Raw genomic sequence first — 19150 nt, 5'->3', positions numbered from 1 at the left:
GAAACGCTCGTACCGTCCCTGTATGCCTGTCACGGCGTACGACCTCACCGGCCGCACCGCGTTCGTCACCGGCGCCGCGAGCGGCATCGGCCGCGCCTCGGCGCTCCTGCTCGGGGAGGCGGGCGCCACCGTGCACTGCGCGGACCGCGACACCGAGGGCCTGCACGAGACAGCGACCCTGATCAAGGACGGCGGCGGCACCGCACACACCCACGGCCTCGACGTCACCGACCGCGCCCGGCTGAGGCAGGCCATCACCTCCTGCGAACGCCTGGACGTCCTGGCCGCGATCGCCGGGATCATGCACAGCAGCCCGGTCCTGGAGACCCGGGACGAGGACCTCGACCGGGTGCTCGACGTCAACTTCAAAGGAGTGCTGTACGCCTGCCAGGAGGCGGCCGGCGTGATGATCGCCCGGGGCACCGGGGGCAGCATCGTCACCATGGCCTCGGGCGCCGTCGACACCGGCGCCCCCGGGCTGCTCTGCTACGGCGCGGCGAAGGCGGCGGTGGTCCAGCTGACCAAGACCCTCGCGACCGAGGTCGGCCGGCACGGCATCCGCGTCAACACGGTCGCGCCCGGCTGGATCCGTACGCCCATGACCGACCACCACGACAACGGGGCCCAGGCGCACACCGCGGCCGTCATGGCCCGCATGTCCCCCCTGGGCAGGGTCGGCACCCCCGAGGACATCGCCCACGCGGTCCTGCACCTGGCATCCGACGCCTCGGCCTTCACGACGGGCCAGATCATCCGCCCGAACGGCGGTGTGGCGATGCCCTGGTGAGGCACACCGGCCCATCAGACACACACCCCGCACATCCGGCGCCTCTGTCACCGGAGTAACACCCGAAGTAGCCCACCCTGACATCACCCCCGCCGCGACACGACACCCCGGCCCCCCGCCCCCAACACCCCCCGCCACCGCCCGGTATCAACCGCTCCACTCGCCCGCCCTTTCGGCACGCAGTGCACCGGCAGCACACTCAGCCCCCACCCCCCGGCCGCGACCGCCGCCTCCAGCACCCCGGCCCCGGGCGCAACCGCCAGCCGCAGCACCGCCCACCACCACAGCGCCCCCAGTCCCACCGCAGCTCCGCGGGCCCCCCAGCGCCCTACCCCCGCCATGGCCGCCACCTCCAGCCCGACGATATTCGGACGCTCGGGCCGGCGGACAGGGCGCACCAACGGCACACAGGCCCACCGCACACCCCACTGCGCCGAGCAGCGAACCCGCGAGCCGGGAAACCCCGAGCGGCGAACCCCCGGGTCGGCCCGTCGCCCGCTGCCGCGCCCGCTCCGGTCACCCGTTCTCGGCCTGGAACATCCAGTGATGCTTCTCCAGGTCTGCCGTGATCCCGATGAAGATGTCCTGGCTCACCGGATCCGGCTCACCGGTCGCCTCGACCCGCTCCCGCATCCGCGCGATCACCGCGCCCAGCGCCTCGACGAGCGCCCCCACAGCGGTCGCGTCATCGACCCACCCCTCGGGGGTCACACCGATCCCGCTGCCGACGGCGACCGTCGCGGCACGCCCGTCGGGCGGAATCCCGAGCGCCGCGGCGCGCTCCGCCACGGTGTCGGAATGCTGTCGCGCGGTGTCGACAACCTCGTCGAGCTGGAGATGCACGGAACGGAAGCGCGGCCCCACCACGTTCCAGTGGATCTGCTTCGCCACGAGGGCGAGGTCCACCAGGTCGACGAGGGCGCCCTGCAACGCCTCGGACACGGTCTTCAGGCTCGCGTCGGACAGCGGGCTCTTCACGACGTACATCCGCACCTCCGTTGACTGCCCCCCGCCATCCCCTCAACGATGACCGCCGCACGCCCCACCGGCAAACGCAAACAAATCGGGCACAACCTCACCCGGTAGTCCGCAGTCAAGCGAAAACCCCGACCGACACCCCTCCGGTTCTCCCGGAGAACCCCGGCCGGGGCCTCACCACTATCGGCGCCTGGTCAGCGCCGCTCGTTCATGCCACGCACGCGCTAAGCGTCACGCGGCGACGACGTCCACCGCCTCGGCGGGCGCCTTGATGGTCACCCGTTCCGGTGGCACACCGGTCACCGAAACAGAACCCAGCATCGGGCGAACCGGCGTGGGCACAGGTTCGCTGGGGGTGGCCGCAGCGGACTGGGCCAGCTCGGCAAGGGCGAGTTCGTCGCTCACTTCCCGCATGAGCTCGGACATCCGTACGTCCAGCGCGTCGCAGATGGCGGAGAGCAGTTCGGAGGAAGCCTCCTTCTGCCCCCGCTCCACCTCGGAGAGATAGCCGAGTGAGACTCGGGCGGACGAGGAGACTTCGCGCAGAGTACGGCCCTGGCGCTGGCGCTGCCGACGCAGCACGTCACCCAGCAGGCGACGGAGCAGAATCATCGGTGGCTCCCTCCTCGGACCGCGTAGCCGCATCCATTACGCCCCACCGTACCGCCTTGCGCCGCGGCCGTGCGGGGAGCGATGTCGTGTTCACTCAGGGCTGCAAACATCAAAACCCCCCGTTCCGTTCCGTATCCTGTGCCCGCTCATTCCCAGTCTGTTCGCCCGCAAGCTCCTCCAGGAGCAGTGCGAGTACGCTCCGTACACTCTCTCTACGAATTTCCTCGCGGTCGCCGTTCAACCGCAGACCCTTCACTTTTCCGCCGCCGGCAGAACCGGAATCGGCCCTCAGGGGTCCGTCCACAGCGACGAAGACCGTCCCGACGGCTTGTCCGTCCTGCGGATCGGGGCCGGCGACACCGGTGGTCGCGATGCCCCAGTCCGCGCCGAGCACCTTGCGCGCTCCGGCCGCCATCTGGGCCGCGACCTGCGGATCCACCGCTCCTCGGGCCGCCAGCAGGGTGGCGTCGACACCCAGCAGTTCATGCTTAAGTTCGGTGGCATAGGCCGTCACCGAGCCCCGGAAGACCTTGGACGCCCCGGGGACGGATGTGATCTCCGCCCCAACGAGGCCACCGGTCAGCGATTCCGCGACAGCGAGCGTCCTTCTCTTCACCGTGAGTAGTCGCACCACGTCGGTGGCCGTGGAACTCACGCTTCCTTCTCCTCCAACGCGGCCTTGCGCTCGGCGATTCCCCGCCTGCGCAGCACAATGGCCTGTTTCACATAGTCGAGCCCGGTCACCACGGTCAGAACGACCGCCGCGGCCATCACCCAGAACCTCAGCGTGGCCAGCCACCCCGTCAGCGCCAGCACGTACATGCCCACCGCCACGCCCTGCGTGAGAGTCTTGAGCTTGCCTCCGCGGCTGGCGGGGATGACGCCGTACCGGATGACCACAAAACGCAGCAGGGTGATCCCGAGTTCCCGGCCGAGGATGACGCCGGTCACCCACCACGGCAGATCGCCGAGCGCGGACAGACAGATCAGCGCCGCCCCCATGATCGCCTTGTCGGCGATGGGGTCGGCGATCTTCCCGAAGTCCGTGACGAGGTTGTAGGTGCGCGCCAGGTGACCGTCGAAGAGGTCGGTGATCATGGCGATGGCGAAGGCCGCCCAGGCGAGGGACCGCCACGCCGGGTCGTATCCGCCGTCGGCGAGCAGCAGCGCGACGAAGGCCGGCACGAGGACCAGCCGGAGCATGGTCAGGAGGTTGGCGACGTTCCAGACACTGGCCTGGTTGACGGCCGCGGCCGCCAGCTTCCCGCCCCGCGCGGGCTTCCCGTCGTCCTGTGCATCGACGACGGCGCTCTCCGGCCGGCCCCGCCGTCACCCGCACCGGACGCCGCACCATGCCGTGCACCGGGCGCCGTACCGGACGCCCCGCCCTCGGCCGACCGCGCGGCCCCACGGCCCACCGCGGCCCCGGGAACCTTGCCCGAGGCCGCACCCGCCGCCGCCCTCCTCGCGCCGGAGGGGCCTCCCGCCGCGGATGCCGGAACACCGGTCATCTGCCCGCCTCCTCACCACTCCACGCCGGCGACGCGAACGAGCCCTGAAGCGGCTCGGCCACCAGGTCGACGCCCTCCGTACCGACCACCTTCGCCTCGACCATACGGCCGCTGCTCAGCCCCGCGCCGCTCGTGAGCATCACCTGGCCGTCCGTCTCGGGCGCCTGGTGCGCCGCGCGGCCGTACACGCCCTCCTCGTCGTCGACGGACTCGACGAGCACGTGCACCGTCTGGCCGACGCGCTCCTCGGCGCGCTGTGAGACGAGTTCCTCGGCCAGCCGCGAGACGCGGGCCAGCCGCTCGGCGACGACGTCCTCGTCGAGCTTGTTCTCGTAGGTCGCCGCCTCGGTGCCCTCCTCGTCGGAGTAGCCGAAGACGCCGATGGCGTCCAGCCGCGCGCCGTTCAGGAACCGCTCCAGTTCGGCGAGGTCGGCCTCGCTCTCGCCGGGGAAGCCGACGATGAAGTTGGAGCGCACGCCGGCCTCGGGCGCCTTGCTGCGGATGGTGTCGAGCAGTTCCAGGAACCGGTCGGTGTCGCCGAAGCGGCGCATCGCGCGCAGCACGCCGGGCGCGGAGTGCTGGAAGGACAGGTCGAAGTAGGGCGCGACCTTCGGGGTCGACGTCAGCACGTCGATCAGGCCGGGCCGCATCTCCGCGGGCTGGAGGTAGCTCACCCGGACCCGCTCGATGCCGTCCACCTCGGCGAGCTCGGGCAGCAGCGACTCCAGCAGGCGGATGTCGCCGAGGTCCTTGCCGTAGGAGGTGTTGTTCTCGGAGACCAGCATGATCTCCTTCACTCCCTGCTCGGCCAGCCAGCGCGTCTCGTTCAGCACGTCGCTCGGGCGGCGGGAGATGAAGGAGCCGCGGAAGGACGGGATGGCGCAGAAGGAGCAGCGCCGGTCACAGCCGGAGGCGAGCTTCACGGACGCGACCGGGGAGCCGTCCAGACGGCGCCGCAGGGGCGCACGCGGGCCGGAGGCCGGGGCGAGGCCCTCCGGAAGGTCGGCCGGGGCGTGCCCGGGCAGCGCGACCGCGGTGGCCGACTCCTGGCGCTCCGCCGGGCTGATCGGCAGCAGCTTGCGCCGGTCGCGCGGGGTGTGCGAGGCGTGGATGCCGCCGTTGAGGATGGTCTGGAGCCGGTCCGAGATGTTCGTGTAGTCGTCGAACCCGAGCACGCCGTCGGCCTCCGGGAGGGCCTCGGCGAGTTCCTTGCCGTACCGCTCGGCCATGCAGCCCACCGCCACGACGGCCTGGGTTCTGCCGTGTCCCTTGAGGTCGTTGGCCTCCAGGAGGGCGTCGACGGAGTCCTTCTTTGCGGCCTCGACGAAGCCGCAGGTGTTCACGACAGCGACGTCCGCGTCCTCGGCGTCCTCCACGAGCTGCCAGCCGTCCGCCTCCAAACGGCCTGCGAGCTCCTCCGAGTCCACCTCGTTACGGGCGCAGCCAAGGGTGACGAGTGCGACGGTACGGCGTTCAGGCATGGGCTCAAGAGTACTTCGTCCCGCTGACACCCCACGTCGACGGGGTTGGCCGTTTCCCGGCCAACCCCGTGGTGACTGCGTCCCTCGGACCGGTTATCCGGCTTCGGGGTCGCCTTTCGTGTACGTCAGGCGCTCCACGGCGCCCGGCTGGAAGTCGTCCTTGATCTTCTTGCCGTTGACGAAGAGGTCGATCGCGCCGGCGTCGCCGAGGACGAGGTGGACCTTCGAGCTGTCCTGGAAGGTCTTGGTGTCGCCCTGCTTGAGGACGCCGTCGAAGATCATCCGGCCGTTGTGGTCCTTGGCGGCGATCCAGCTGCGGCCGTCGACGGCGGCCACCTGGACCGTCACCTTGTCCTGGGGCGCGGCCGCGATGGCGCTGTCGGACGCCTCGGGCTTGGGGTCGGCGGGCTTCTTGGTCTTGGTGGTCGGGGAGGCGGATTCGCCGGGAGTGGAGCCCTCGGTCACATTCGCCTCGTTGGCGCTGTCGTCGCCGCCCTGGAACATGGTGAACCCGACGAAACCGACCACGGCGACGATCGCGGCGACCATGGCCGCGGTCCAGTTGGGCCCCCGCCGCTCCGGACGGATACGTTCCGCCTCGAACAGGGGAGCTGCCGGGGTCGGTGCCGGGCGCCCGCCGTGCTCGTCGCCGTACCGGGCGAGCAGCGGCGCGGGGTCGAGGTGGACAGCCTTGGCCAGGGTCCTGATGTGCCCTCGGGCATAGACGTCCCCACCGCAGGCGGTGAAGTCGTCCGCCTCGATGGCGTGCACGATGTTCATGCGGACCCGGGTGGCGCTACTGATGTCGTCGACGGTCAGCCCAGCGGCGATACGCGCCTGCTGAAGGGCACGGCCGATGGAGGGGCGGGCTTCCTCGCGGTCTTCTTCGACGCGCTCGTCTGCGAACGGACGCTCGTCTTCAGGGGAGTTGCCGATGGACACGGGGGCGCCTTTCGAGCGTATAGCCGCCTGTGCTGGAGGTTCAGTCTAGGGGGGGTACAAATGGGTGGGGCAACCGGGCGGTGGCACTTTGTACGCCATCGGAATGGCCCGACATTCCCATGGTGGGGAAGCTGCCTGTCGCTTCCCTCAACTTGACGTACGGCGATGGGAAACGGTTGCTCGATGCCCCCTTACGGGTGAGTCACGATCCGGACACCCGATTGCAGTACAACTCGGCGAGGCGACCGGCATGTCCCGCTTCCCTACCCTTCAGACTCCCCCCGGATCAGCGCGAGCACGCCATCCAGCTCGTCAGGCTTCACAAGAACGTCACGAGCCTTGGAACCCTCGCTCGGTCCGACGATGTTCCGGGACTCCATGAGGTCCATCAGCCGCCCGGCCTTGGCGAAGCCGACCCGCAGTTTGCGCTGAAGCATGGACGTGGACCCGAACTGCGTGGAGACGACCAGTTCTGCCGCCTGGCACAGCAGGTCGAGGTCGTCGCCGATGTCCTCGTCGATCTCCTTCTTCTGCTTGGTCCCGACGACGACGTCGTCCCGGAAGACGGGCGCCATCTGGTCCTTGCAGTGCTGCACGACGCCCGCGATCTCCTCCTCGGTCACGAAGGCGCCCTGCATACGGGTGGGCTTGTTGGCCCCCATCGGCAGGAACAGCCCGTCGCCCTTGCCGATGAGCTTCTCGGCGCCCGGCTGGTCGAGGATGACCCGCGAGTCGGCCAGCGACGACGTGGCGAAGGCCAGCCGCGACGGCACGTTCGCCTTGATCAGGCCGGTGACGACGTCGACCGACGGCCGCTGGGTGGCGAGCACCAGGTGGATGCCGGCCGCGCGCGCGAGCTGCGTGATGCGCACGATCGCGTCCTCGACGTCCCGCGGCGCGACCATCATCAGGTCGGCCAGCTCGTCGACGATGACCAGCAGATACGGGTACGGCTGGAGCTCGCGCTCGCTGCCCTCGGGCGGCTTGACCTTGCCCTCGCGCACGGCCCGGTTGAAGTCGTCGATGTGCCGGTAGCCGTAGGCCGCCAGGTCGTCGTAGCGCAGGTCCATCTCGCGTACGACCCACTGGAGCGCCTCGGCGGCGCGCTTGGGGTTGGTGATGATCGGTGTGATCAGGTGAGGGATGCCCTCGTAGGCGGTCAGCTCGACCCGCTTGGGGTCGACGAGGATCATCCGGACGTCCTCGGGGGTCGCCCGCATCATGATCGAGGTGATCAGGCAGTTGATGCAGGACGACTTGCCGGAGCCGGTGGCGCCGGCGACCAGCATGTGCGGCATCTTCGCCAGCGAGTGCATGACGTAGCCGCCCTCGACGTCCTTGCCGAAGGCGACCAGCATCGGGTCGTCGTCCTCCGCGGACTCAGCGAGTCGCAGCACGTCACCGAGGTTGACCATCTCGCGGTCGGTGTTCGGGATCTCGATGCCGACCGCGGACTTGCCGGGGATCGGGCTGATGATCCGCACGTCCGGGCTGGCGACGGCGTAGGCGATGTTCTTGGCCAGCGCGGTGATCCGCTCGACCTTCACGGCGGGGCCGAGCTCGATCTCGTAGCGCGTGACCGTCGGCCCGCGCGTGAAGCCGGTGACGTTGGCGTCCACTTTGAACTCGGTGAAGACGTTGGTCAGCGCGGCGACTATGGCGTCGTTGGCGGCGCTGCGGGCCTTGCCCGGGCCGCCGCGCTCCAGCAGGTCGAGCGACGGCAGCGCGTACGTGATGTCCCCGGACAGCTGGAGCTGTTCCGCGCGCGGAGGCAGGTCGCGGGGCTTGGCGGGCGGGGCCTTGGTGAGGTCGCGGACGCCCGCCCTCGGCTTCTCCTGCTCGGGCTTGTCCTGCTTGAGCTTCTCCTGCTGGGGCCGGGCGGCCGGGACGGGCGTCGGCGTGGTCCCCTCGCGGTCCCCGACGGTCACGCCCTGGGTGAGGTCGGCGACGATCGGCGAGGGCGGCATCCCGTGCAGCACGGCCCCGTCGAGCGCTGCGGCGGCCGCCGCGGCGACGTCCACGGCGTCCACGGGCCGGTCCATGTCGGGCTGCGGCACGGCGGACCGCCGGGGACGGCCGCGGCGCCGGGAGAGCGCCTCCTGCTCGGCGCTGTCGGGGTCGTACGCCGTGGGCGCCGGCGCACGCCTGCCACGCGGGCGGGCTGGCAGCGCCTCACGCCACTGCTCGTCGTAGCGCTCGTCGTCCTCCCCGAACTCGTCCTCGGCCGGGTCGCGGACGATCCCGAGCCGCACCCCGAGCAGCCGCAGCCGCTGCGGGATGGCGTTGACCGGGGTGGCCGTGACGACCAGCAGCCCGAAGATCGTCAGCAGCACGAGCAGCGGCACGGCGAGCACGTGGCCCATGGCGTACGACAGCGGGGTCGCCATGGCCCAGCCGATGAGGCCGCCGGCGTCCCTTATGGCTTGCATGCCCTCGCCGCGCGCGGGTGAGCCGCAGGCGATGTGGACCTGGCCGAGCACGCCGATGACGAGCGCGGACAGGCCGATGACGATGCGTCCGTTCGCCTCGGGCTTCTCCGGGTGGCGGATGAACCGCACCGCGATGACGGCGAGCAGGATCGGCACGAGCAGGTCGAGCCGCCCGAAGGCACCGGTCACCAGGATCTCGACCAGGTCGCCCACGGGGCCCTTCAAGTCGGCCCAGGTGCCCGCGGCGACGATCAGCGCGATGCCGAGCAGCAGCAGGGCGACGCCGTCCTTGCGGTGGGCCGGGTCGAGGTTCTTGGCGCCCTGCCCTATGCCGCGGAACACGGCACCGACGGCATGTGCGACACCGAGCCACAGGGCGCGCACGAGCCGGTAGATGCCTCCGGTCGGGCTCGGAGCCGGTTTGGGCGCGGCCTTCTTCGCCGCGGCCTTGGCGGGCGCCTTCTTCGCGGGGGCCTTTTTGGCAGCGGCCTTCTTCGCCGGAGCCTTCGCCGAACCGGCCGCCTTCTTCGCGGGCGGCTTCTTGGCTGCGGAAGAACGTGAGGCCATGGGTGTGAGGTTACCGGGGGAGACGACAAGGGACACGTGTGCCTGCGGCTTCACCCGTTCGTGTCGCTCCGGGAGAGGCACAGAACTGACGCGCGCTCATGGGTGGGCAACCAGGCCTGCCCGGGCGTCAGTTCTGCGAGGGCACCGACGATGTGCTCCCGGCGCCCGGCTCCAGCGCGTCCAGCGCCCGCCGCAACCCCGTGAGCTTGCGCTCCAGATGAGCCGCCGTGGCCACCGCCGCGGCATCCGTCGAGTCGTCGTTGAGCTGCTTGGTCAGCGCCTCCGCCTGCTCCTCGACGGCCGCGAGCCGCGCCGAGAGCTCGGCGAGCAGCCCGGCCGACTCCTTGGCCTCGCCGCCCGCGTCCTTGCCGTTGCCCTCCAACTGGAGCCGCAGCAGCGACGCCTGCTCGCGCAGCTGGCAGTTCTTCATGTACAGCTCGACGAAGACGGAGACCTTCGCGCGCAGCACCCACGGGTCGAACGGCTTGGAGATGTAGTCGACCGCGCCCGCCGCGTAACCCCGGAAGGTGTGATGCGGCCCGTGGTTGATCGCGGTGAGGAAGATGATCGGGATGTCCCGGGTCCGCTCCCGCCGCTTGATGTGCGCGGCTGTTTCGAAGCCGTCCATGCCCGGCATCTGGACATCCAGCAGAATGACCGCGAAGTCGTCCGTGAGCAGCGCTTTGAGCGCTTCCTCCCCGGACGATGCCCGCACCAGCGTCTGATCGAGCGCAGAGAGGATCGCCTCCAGCGCAAGCAGATTCTCCGGCCGGTCATCGACCAGGAGGATCTTGGCCTTCTGCACCATGGCCCGCCCTCCTCGCCCCGGCGTGGGGCCTCCCCTGTCCGCAGGACCTGAGGATGCACCGGTGGGTGCCGCCCCAGGGGACGACTCCCTTGCGCCGCCCGTCCTTGTGCCGGTCATCGTAGCCGCACCCCGCCTGTCGCCACACCCTGTCACCGTGATGTCACTGTGCACGTAGCAGAAACGCAGCAGGAGACCAGAAGGTTCCCCAGATCTCGTACTTCTACACGACTATGCGCACACCGAGTCCGCAACTCCGTGTGAACACCGAACCTTCCCGCCAACGTTGCGTTACGGCCCAACGTTCCCCTCATTCCCCTCGCATCCACTGGTCCATCACCGTCAGCAGGTGATCGGGGTCGACCGGCTTCGTGACGTAGTCGGAGGCGCCCGACTCGATCGCCTTCTCCCGGTCGCCCTTCATCGCCTTCGCGGTCAGCGCGATGATCGGCAGCCCGGCGAACTGCGGCATCCTGCGGATCGCCGTGGTCGTCGCGTACCCATCCATCTCGGGCATCATGATGTCCATCAGGACGACCGCCACGTCGTCGTGCTGCTCCAGCACCTCGATGCCCTCACGACCGTTCTCGGCGTACAGCACGGACAGGCCGTGCTGCTCCAGGACGCTGGTCAGCGCGAAGACGTTGCGGATGTCGTCGTCGACGATCAGGACCTTCTGGCCGCCGAACCGGATGCCGCGCTGCGGCTTCGGCGTCGTCTCCTGCTCCGCGGGCGTCCACTGCTCCTGCTGCGCCGGGCGCGGCGCCAGCTCAGGCATCCTGCGGCGGCGCCGGAACAGGGCGGCCGGCCCGTTCTGTGTCTCGTTGTACGACTTCACCTCGGCCGGCGTCTCGACCTCGACCTCGGACAACTCGGACAGGTCGGACGACGACATCAGGTCACTGGCCTCCAGGGCCGGCAGCTGCTGCTGGTAGCCCTGCGGCGGCAGTTCGCTGGGGTGCAACGGCAGGTACAGCGTGAATGTCGAGCCACGGCCCGGCTCGCTCTGCGCGTGGATCTCACCGCCGAGCAGCTGGGCGATCTCGCGCGAGATGGACAGGCCGAGACCCGTACCGCCGTACTTGCGGCTGGTCGTACCGTCGGCCTGCTTGAACGCCTCGAAGATCACCCGCATCTTGCTGGACGCGATGCCGATCCCGGTGTCGGTCACGGAGAACGCGATCAGCTCGGCCTCCGGGTCGGTCAGCGACCCGGTCTCCAGCAGCTGCTCCCGGATCTTCTGCGGCACGTCGTCCCGCGCCGGCCTGATGACCAGCTCCACCGACCCGGAGTCGGTGAACTTCACCGCGTTCGACAGCAGGTTGCGCAGCACCTGGAGCAGCCGCTGCTCGTCGGTGTGCAGCGTGGCCGGCAGCTCCGGGGAGACCCGCACGGACAGGTCCAGGCCCTTCTCCGCCGTCAGCGGCCGGAAGGTCGCCTCCACGTAGTCCACGAGCTGGACGAGCGCGATCCGTGTCGGGGAGACGTCCATCTTGCCCGCCTCGACCTTCGACAGGTCGAGGATGTCGTTGATGAGCTGCAACAGGTCCGAACCGGCCCCGTGGATCGTCTCGGCGAACTCGACCTGCTTCGGGGAGAGGTTTCCCTCGGCATTGTCGGCGAGCAGCTTGGCCAGGATCAGCAGGGAGTTGAGCGGCGTGCGCAGCTCGTGCGACATGTTCGCCAGGAACTCGCTCTTGTAGCGCATCGACACGGCGAGCTGCTCGGCGCGCTCCTCCAGGACCTGCCGCGCCTCCTCGATCTCGGTGTTCTTCACCTCGATGTCGCGGTTCTGCTGGGCCAGCAGCTCGGCCTTCTCCTCCAGTTCGGCGTTGGACGCCTGGAGGGCCTTCTGCCGCTGCTCCAACTCGGCGGAACGCTCACGCAGCTGCTCGGTGAGCTCCTGCGACTGCGCCAGCAGCCGCTCGGTCTTGGTGTTCACCGAGATCGTGTTGACGCTCGTCGCGATCATCTCCGCGATCTGGTTGAGGAAGTCCTTCTGGATCTGGGTGAACGGCGTGAAGGACGCCAGCTCGATGACGCCGAGCACCTTCCCCTCGAACAGCACCGGCAGCACGATCACCTGCGCGGGCGGCGCCTCGCCGAGCCCGGAGGAGATCTTCAGGTAGCCGCTCGGCGCGTTCTCCACGAGGATCGTCCGCTTCTCCGTGGCAGCCGTCCCGATCAGCCCCTCACCCGGCCGGAACGACGTCGGCATGGAGCCCATCGAGTAGCCGTACGAGCCCAGCATGCGCAGCTCGTAGTGATCGTCGTCCGCGGCGTTCATGTCCTCGCCGTCGACGAGCGGCATCGTGAGGAAGAACGCGCCGTGCTGCGCGGAGACGACCGGGGTCAGCTCGCTCATGATCAGCGAGGCCACGTCCTCCAGGTCGCGGCGGCCCTGCATCAGCGCGGAGATACGGGCCAGGTTTCCCTTGAGCCAGTCCTGCTCCTTGTTGGCGATCGTGGTGTCGCGCAGGTTGGCGATCATCTTGTTGATGTAGTCCTGGAGTTCCTGGATCTCGCCGGACGCGTCCACGTCGATCTTCAGGTTCAGGTCGCCCCGGGTCACCGCGGTCGCCACGCGCGCGATGGCACGCACCTGCCGGGTCAGGTTCCCGGCCATCTCGTTCACGGACTCGGTCAGGTCCCGCCAGGTGCCGTCGACGTCACGCACGCGTGCCTGCCCGCCGAGCTGCCCTTCCGTGCCCACCTCACGGGCGACCCGGGTGACCTCCTCGGCGAAGGACGACAGCTGGTCGACCATCGTGTTGATGGTCGTCTTCAGCTCCAGGATCTCCCCGCGCGCGTCGATGTCGATCTTCTTCGTCAGGTCACCCTTGGCGATGGCCGTGGTCACCATGGCGATGTTGCGCACCTGGCCGGTCAGGTTGGACGCCATCTGGTTCACGGACTCGGTCAGGTCCTTCCACGTACCGGCCACACCCGGCACGTGCGCCTGCCCGCCCAGGATGCCGTCCGTGCCCACCTCACGGGCCACCTTGGTGACCTGCTCGGCGAACGAACTCAGCGTCTTCACCATCGTGTTGATGGTGTCGGCGAGCTGCGCGACCTCACCGCGCGCCTCGATCGTGACCTGCCGCGTCAGGTCACCGTTGGCCACCGCCGCCGAGACCTGGGAGATGTTCCGCACCTGAGTGGTCAGGTTCTTGGCCATCAGGTTGACGTTGTCGCTCAGGTCCTTCCAGATGCCCGTGACACCCGGCACGTGGGCCTGGCCGCCCAGGATGCCCTCGGTACCCACCTCACGGGCCACCCGGGTCACCTGCTCGGCGAAGGAGGACAGCTGGTCGACCATCGTGTTGACGGTCGTCACGAGTTCGAGGATCTCGCCCTTGGCGTCGACGGTGATCTTCTTCGACAGATCGCCCCGGGCGACCGCGGTCGTGACCTCGGCGATGTTGCGCACCTGGATGGTCAGGTTGTTCGCCATGCCGTTCACGGACTGGGTGAGGTCCTTCCAGGTGCCGGAGACGCCCTGCACCTCGGCCTGGCCGCCCAGGATGCCCTCCGTACCCACCTCACGGGCCACACGCGTGACCTCCTGGGCGAACGACGACAGCTGGTCCACCATCGTGTTCAGGGTGTTCTTCAGCTCCAGGATCTCCCCGCGCGCGTCCACGGTGATCTTCTGGGACAGGTCACCCCGGGCCACCGCGGTCGCCACCTGGGCGATGTTGCGCACCTGCGCGGTGAGGTTGCCGGCCATGCCGTTCACGGAGTCGGTCAGGTCACGCCACACACCGGCGACCCCGGGCACCTGCGCCTGACCGCCCAGCCGGCCGTCCGTACCCACCTCACGGGCGACCCTGGTCACCTGGTCGGCGAAGGCCGAGAGCTGGTCGACCATCGTGTTGATGGTGTTCTTCAGCTCGAGGATCTCCCCGCGCGCGTCGACGTCGATCTTCTGCGACAGGTCGCCCCGGGCCACTGCCGTCGTCACCTGCGCGATGTTGCGCACCTGGGAGGTGAGGTTCCCGGCCATGGAGTTGACGGAGTCGGTGAGCTCCTTCCACGTGCCCGACACGCCGTCGACCCGGGCCTGGCCGCCGAGGCGGCCCTCCGTGCCCACGTCCCGGGCCATCCGGGTCACCTGGTCGGCGAAGCTCGACAGCTGGTCCACCATCGTGTTCACGGTGTTCTTCAGCTTGAGCATCTCGCCGGAGACGTCGACCGTGACCTTCTGCGACAGGTCACCGTTGGCCACCGCCGTCGTCACCTGGGCGATGTTCCTCACCTGTCCGGTGAGGTTCCGGAACGCCGTGTTGACGGAGTCCGTCAGGTCCTTCCACGTCCCGGCCGCGCCCGGCACCTGTGCCTGACCGCCCAGCTCACCCTCGACACCGATCTCACGTGCCACACGCGTCACTTCGGCACCGAAGGCGGAGAGCTGGTCGACCATCGTGTTGACGGTGTTCTTCAGCTCCAGCATCTCGCCGGCCACGTCCACGGTGACCTTCTGCGACAGATCACCATTGGCCACGGCCGTCGTCACCGCGGCGATGTCCCGCACCTGAGTGGTCAGGTTCCGGAAGACCGTGTTCACCGAATCGGTGAGGTCCTTCCACGTCCCCGCCGCACCCGGCACATTCGCCTGGCCGCCGAGCCGCCCCTCGGCCCCGACCTCGTTGGCCACACGCGTGACCTCGTCCGCGAAGATCCGCAGCGTCTCGGTCATCTGGTTGATCGTCTCGGCGAGCTGGGCCACCTCGCCCCGCGCCGGCACGGTCACCTTCCGCGACAGGTCACCGTTGGCGACCGCCGTCGTCACCTCCGCGATCCCGCGCACCTGGGCCGTGAGGTTCCCGGCCATGGTGTTCACCGAATCGGTGAGTTCCTTCCACACACCCGCGACCCCGGGCACCTGCGCCTGCCCGCCCAGCGCACCCTCGGTGCCCACCTCACGGGCCACCCGGGTCACCTCGGAGGAGAACGCCGACAGCTGGTCCACCATCGTGTTGACGGTGTTCTTCAGCTCCAGCATCTCGCCGGCCACCTGAACCGTGACCTTCCGGGACAGATCCCCCTTGGCGACCGCCGTCGTCACCAACGCGATATCCCGCACCTGAGCGGTGAGCCGATACGCCATCGTGTTGACGGAGTCCGTGAGATCCCGCCACGAACCCGACATACCACGTACACGGGCCTGCCCGCCCAGCTTGCCCTCGGTGCCCACCTCACTGGCCACACGCGTGACCTCGTCGGTGAACGTCGACAGCTGGTCGACCAGATTGTTGACGGTCCGCCCGACCTTCAGGAACTCGCCGCGCAGCGGCTGCCCGTTCCCGTCCGGCACCTGCGTCCGCAACTCCATACGCGGCGACAGATCACCCTCGGCCACCGCCGACAGCACCCGGCTGACCTCGGAAACCGGCCGCACCAGGTCGTCCACCAGTGCGTTCGAGTTGTCGATCGCGGTCGCCCAGGAGCCCTCACAGGCCCCCGTCTCCAGCCGCTCGGTGAGCTTGCCCTCCCGGCCCACCATGCGCCGCACCCGCGAGAGCTCACCCGTCAGATGCAGATTGCGGTCGGCCACCTCGTTGAAAACCGCCGCGATCTCGGCCATCACGCCGTCCCCGGACACCGTGAGCCGCTTGCGGAAGTTGCCGTCCCGCATCGCCACCAGGGCAACCATCAGCCGGTTCAGGGCTGCCGTGTCCACTTCCGTCGTGCCGCTGCGCACTTTGCCCTGATTGCTTGGGGACTGTCCGCCTTTCGCGCGCGTCTTCGTGCCACGCGTCGCTGCGCCAGACTCCACTGTGTCCCTCCCGCAGGGGTTCGACCGTCACTGCTGTGCTGAGGTACCACGCTCGGCGTACCGGTTACTACTGCGTATTCTCCGCCCTGCATACCAGGCCGTTCCCAGGGGGCTGCTGCCCCCCGTACGCAGAAGACACTCAGCCTGCCCGGACTTTCACAAGAAGCTTGCCCAGTGTTTCACCCTGGCCGAACCAGGCCATAACAGTTCGGCAGCTTCGCACATCGTCCGCACACCCTCCGGACGGAAACACTGCAGACCGGCATCCGCATGGACCGCGAAGGTAAGTAACCTTGCATCCGGCTGTCCAGCCGCGCCGGTCCGTCCGGCCTGGGCGGTGGCACGAAGACGAGCGGGCATCGGAGGGGCGGCCGCACAACATGACCACCGGACTGATCCCGGGGGACAGCCCCCGGACCCCCGGCCGACGGGCGGCCTGCCGCAACAGCGGCGCGAGCCGGTCGGCCCCGCAGCCCAGCACATCGAGAACCGGTCGAGGAGTTCTGTGATCACCGCGCGCGCGGCCGCCAGTTTCGAGCCCGTCGGGCGATCTGTCGCGAGCGCCCGCTCCTTCGTCCGCGACACCCTCCAGGGCTGGGGCTTCGCCGACATCGTCGACGACGCCGTCGTTCTCACCAGCGAACTGGTGACCAACGCCGTGGTCCACGCCGGCACCTCCGCCGACCTGCTCTGCCTGCGCAGCGACGAGGGCGTGCGCATCGAGGTGGCCGACCGATACCCCGAGCGTGAGATCCCGCTCCAGGGCTCGGCCGTCAACATGGGCAGCCCCGACCGCGAGGGCGGACGCGGCCTCCAACTGTGCGCGGCCCTCGCCGGCCGCTGGGGCGTCGAGTACACCCCCACCCACAAGACCGTCTGGTTCCAACTCGACCTCCCGGCCAGGGCGGTAGGCACCCGCGCGGCCGGCCCGGCCCTCCCCGCCGACCTCCTCCCCCTCGCCGACGGCCGGGTCCGCGTGGCCGTCATCCAGATCGACCGCACCGGCCACATCACCGCCTGGAACGAGGACGCCGAGGACCTCTTCGGCTACCCGGCCGAGCAGGTCACCGGCAAGCCCCTGACCGACCTCGCGGCCTGGCCTCACACCCCGGGCACCAGCACCGGCATCGCGGAGGCACTCCAGCTCTCCCGCTGGGAGGGCAGTTACGGCATCCGCGCCGCCAACGGCCGCGTGACCCCCGTCTACGCCTCCCACCTGCGCGTCCGCGACACCGGCGGCGAACCGTCAACCGTGTGCCTCCTCGTACGGGACCACGAACGGGCCGTTCTCCAGACCCCCCTGCGCGTCCCCGCCTCCGACACCTCAACCACCTCCGAGGGCCAGAGCACCGACCCCTTCGAGGTGTTCATCGGCTCCCCCGCCCCGGACGACCTCGACGGCCTCCTCCAGCGCACGGTCGAACGCGCCCGCGACATGCTCGACGGCGACTCCGCGTTCCTCCTCCTGGCCACCGACGACGAGACGGAACTGGAGGTCCGCGCCTCCACGGGCCTTCCCTCCGCCCGCCAGCGCTTCGCCCGCGTCCCCGTCGAGGCCGGCTCCGGCCGCTACGGCTCCGCCCGCATGCCGGCCGTCCACGACGACCTGACGGCGGTCCCCGGCGCGGTGCCGCTGCTGAACGGCACGGGCATGCGCGCGGTCGTCACGGTCCCGCTGAAGGTCGAGGGCCGCCTCACCGGCTCCCTCGGCGTCGCCGCCGAGGCCCCGGGCAGATACTCCAACGAGGAGGCCCTGCGCCTCCAGTTCGCCGCCGACCGCATCGCGCTCGCCGTCGAATCGGCCCGCCTCGGCGAACTGGAACGCCTGCGCCGCGGCTCCCTGAGCTTCCTCGTCGAGGCCTCCGACCTGCTGGCCGGCACCCTGGACCGCGACCAGACCCTGGCCCTGATGGCCCAGATGACGGTTCCGACCCTGGCGACCTGGTGCGCCGTCTACACGATCGCCGACCAGGCCTCCGAGCCGTACCTCTCGTACGTCCTGCACGAGGACGAGGAACTCATCGACGGCATCAAGTCCCTGCTGTCGAAGGTGCCCCCGCCCGACCCGGTCCCCACCCCCGGCGCCCGCGTCTGGACGGCCCCCGCCGAGGTGGCCCACCAGGCGGCCCTGCGCAGCTCCATGCGCAGCCTCGGCCTCAGCGGCGGCCCGACCCGCCAGGTCACCCCCGGCATCGGCCCGACGCTCGCCACGGCCTCCGCGGTGGGCGGCGAGACGGTCGTCCTCCCCCTGGTCGCCCGCAACCGCGTCATCGGCATGCTGACCCTCGGCAAGCCGACCGACGAACACTTCCGCCAGGAAATCCTGGAACTCGCCGAGGACCTGTCCCGCCGAGCCGCCCTGGCCTTGGACAACGCCCGCCTCTACTCCGAGCGCACGGCCATCAGCCAGTCCCTTCAGCGCAGCCTCCTCCCGCCGGAGCTCCCCACGATCGAGGGAGTCGAGGTCGAGGTCATCTACCGCGCGGCAGGCGAGGGCAACGAGGTCGGCGGCGACTTCTACGACGTCTTCCCCATCCGCGACGGCGCCTACGGGTTCGCCATCGGCGACGTCTGCGGTACGGGCCCGAACGCGGCGGCGGTCACGGGCCTGGCCCGCCACGCCCTGCGCCTCCTGGCCCGCGAGGGCCTCAGCGGCCCGGCGGTCCTGGAACGCCTGAACTCCGCCATCCTCGACGAAGGCGCCCGCAGCCGCTTCCTCACCCTCCTCTACGGCGAGATGCGCCCCCAGGAGGACGGCAGCGCCGAACTGAAGGTCGTCTGCGCCGGCCATCCGCTCCCGCTGCGCCTGCGCCAGGACGGCTCGGTGGAACCGGCAGCCGAACCCCAGCCGCTCCTCGGCGTCATCGACGACCTGGAGCTCTACGAGCAGACGGTCACCCTCGACCCGGGCGACGTCCTCCTGTGCGTTACGGACGGCGTCACCGAACGCCGTGAAGGCGCCCGCATGCTGGGCGACGACGGCCTCGCCGACGTCCTCACGACCTGCACGGGCCTCACGGCCGGCGCGGTCGCGGCCCGCATCATGCGCGCGGTGGAACGCTTCGCGTCGGACGCCCCGTCCGACGACATGGCGATCCTGGCGATGCGCGTCCCGGGCCTCCACAAGGACTAGGACACGAAAAAGGCCCCACCCGTGAGGGTGGGGCCTTTTCTGCTGGAGCCCCCAAACGGAATCGAACCGTTGACCTTCTCCTTACCATGGAGACGCTCTGCCGACTGAGCTATAGGGGCCTGTCGC

The 19150-nt window shown here is 69.8% G+C and carries 10 protein-coding genes, 1 tRNA gene and 2 pseudogenes; 2 read left to right on the top strand and 11 right to left on the bottom strand.

From position 1 onward, the window contains the following. The first annotated feature begins 22 nt into the window (after positions 1 to 22). On the top strand, positions 23 to 787 hold the full coding sequence (locus tag V8690_RS31600) for an SDR family NAD(P)-dependent oxidoreductase (RefSeq protein ID WP_338783493.1): 765 nt from the start codon (positions 23 to 25) through the stop codon (positions 785 to 787). Between the two features lie 83 nt (positions 788 to 870). On the opposite strand, the gene V8690_RS31595 is transcribed toward V8690_RS31600, so the two are convergent. The 10 genes and pseudogenes from V8690_RS31595 to V8690_RS31550 all read right to left on the bottom strand — a co-directional run bounded on the left by V8690_RS31595 (position 871) and on the right by V8690_RS31550 (position 15891). Then, entirely contained in the window at positions 871 to 1128 is a 258-nt protein-coding gene (locus tag V8690_RS31595; RefSeq protein WP_338785521.1) for a hypothetical protein, read from the bottom strand. Positions 1129 to 1303: 175 nt separating this feature from the next. After that, the gene (locus V8690_RS31590; protein ID WP_338783492.1) at positions 1304 to 1774 is read right to left on the bottom strand and encodes a DNA starvation/stationary phase protection protein; all 471 of its coding nucleotides are present in this window, start codon (positions 1772 to 1774) and stop codon (positions 1304 to 1306) included. 222 nt (positions 1775 to 1996) lie between these two features. Next, the gene (locus tag V8690_RS31585) at positions 1997 to 2377 is read right to left on the bottom strand and encodes a helix-turn-helix transcriptional regulator (protein WP_003993396.1); all 381 of its coding nucleotides are present in this window, start codon (positions 2375 to 2377) and stop codon (positions 1997 to 1999) included. 109 nt (positions 2378 to 2486) lie between these two features. Further along, complete coding sequence (locus V8690_RS31580) at positions 2487 to 3032, bottom strand: CinA family protein (protein ID WP_338783491.1); 546 nt, start codon at positions 3030 to 3032, stop codon at positions 2487 to 2489. Continuing rightward, positions 3029 to 3888, bottom strand: a pseudogene (gene pgsA, locus V8690_RS31575) (CDP-diacylglycerol--glycerol-3-phosphate 3-phosphatidyltransferase). Before pgsA ends, V8690_RS31580 begins: the two are co-directional and overlap by 4 nt. Beyond that, positions 3885 to 5369, bottom strand: a complete 1485-nt coding sequence (gene rimO / locus V8690_RS31570; protein WP_338783490.1) for a 30S ribosomal protein S12 methylthiotransferase RimO — start codon at positions 5367 to 5369, stop codon at positions 3885 to 3887. Before rimO ends, pgsA begins: the two are co-directional and overlap by 4 nt. Before the next feature lie 93 nt (positions 5370 to 5462). Next, positions 5463 to 6311, bottom strand: coding sequence for a RodZ domain-containing protein (locus V8690_RS31565; RefSeq protein ID WP_338783489.1), 849 nt, complete (start codon positions 6309 to 6311; stop codon positions 5463 to 5465). Between the two features lie 263 nt (positions 6312 to 6574). Further along, positions 6575 to 9307, bottom strand: a complete 2733-nt coding sequence (locus V8690_RS31560) for a DNA translocase FtsK (RefSeq protein WP_338783488.1) — start codon at positions 9305 to 9307, stop codon at positions 6575 to 6577. Between the two features lie 127 nt (positions 9308 to 9434). Continuing rightward, positions 9435 to 10115, bottom strand: coding sequence for a response regulator (locus V8690_RS31555; protein WP_338783486.1), 681 nt, complete (start codon positions 10113 to 10115; stop codon positions 9435 to 9437). A 307-nt stretch (positions 10116 to 10422) separates the two neighbouring features. Beyond that, positions 10423 to 15891: a HAMP domain-containing protein gene (locus V8690_RS31550; RefSeq protein WP_338783485.1), complete on the bottom strand. Its 5469-nt coding sequence runs from the start codon at positions 15889 to 15891 to the stop codon at positions 10423 to 10425. Between the two features lie 380 nt (positions 15892 to 16271). Between V8690_RS31550 and V8690_RS31545 the strand changes: the two are divergent. After that, positions 16272 to 19024 (top strand): annotated as a pseudogene (locus V8690_RS31545) (SpoIIE family protein phosphatase). Between the two features lie 43 nt (positions 19025 to 19067). Here the strand turns inward: V8690_RS31545 and V8690_RS31540 are convergent. Next, positions 19068 to 19143: transfer RNA gene (locus V8690_RS31540), tRNA-Thr, on the bottom strand. Between the last annotated feature and the right edge of the window lie 7 nt (positions 19144 to 19150).

Origin of the sequence: Streptomyces sp. DG1A-41, assembly GCF_037055355.1 — a bacterium.
Taxonomy (GTDB): Bacteria; Actinomycetota; Actinomycetes; order Streptomycetales; family Streptomycetaceae; genus Streptomyces.
Note: the sequence above shows the minus strand (reverse complement) of the source record. Positions and strands in the feature narration are given on the sequence as shown.

What these genes read in the sequence shown, in the direction of transcription:
- V8690_RS31600 (WP_338783493.1), top strand. Translation starts at nt 23, where the DNA reads ATGCCTGTCACGGCGTACGACCTCACCGGCCGCACCGCGTTCGTCACC.
- V8690_RS31595 (WP_338785521.1), bottom strand. Translation starts at nt 1,128, where the DNA reads ATGGCGGGGGTAGGGCGCTGGGGGGCCCGCGGAGCTGCGGTGGGACTG.
- V8690_RS31590 (WP_338783492.1), bottom strand. Translation starts at nt 1,774, where the DNA reads ATGTACGTCGTGAAGAGCCCGCTGTCCGACGCGAGCCTGAAGACCGTG.
- V8690_RS31585 (WP_003993396.1), bottom strand. Translation starts at nt 2,377, where the DNA reads ATGATTCTGCTCCGTCGCCTGCTGGGTGACGTGCTGCGTCGGCAGCGC.
- rimO (WP_338783490.1), bottom strand. Translation starts at nt 5,369, where the DNA reads ATGCCTGAACGCCGTACCGTCGCACTCGTCACCCTTGGCTGCGCCCGT.
- V8690_RS31560 (WP_338783488.1), bottom strand. Translation starts at nt 9,307, where the DNA reads ATGGCCTCACGTTCTTCCGCAGCCAAGAAGCCGCCCGCGAAGAAGGCG.
- V8690_RS31555 (WP_338783486.1), bottom strand. Translation starts at nt 10,115, where the DNA reads ATGGTGCAGAAGGCCAAGATCCTCCTGGTCGATGACCGGCCGGAGAAT.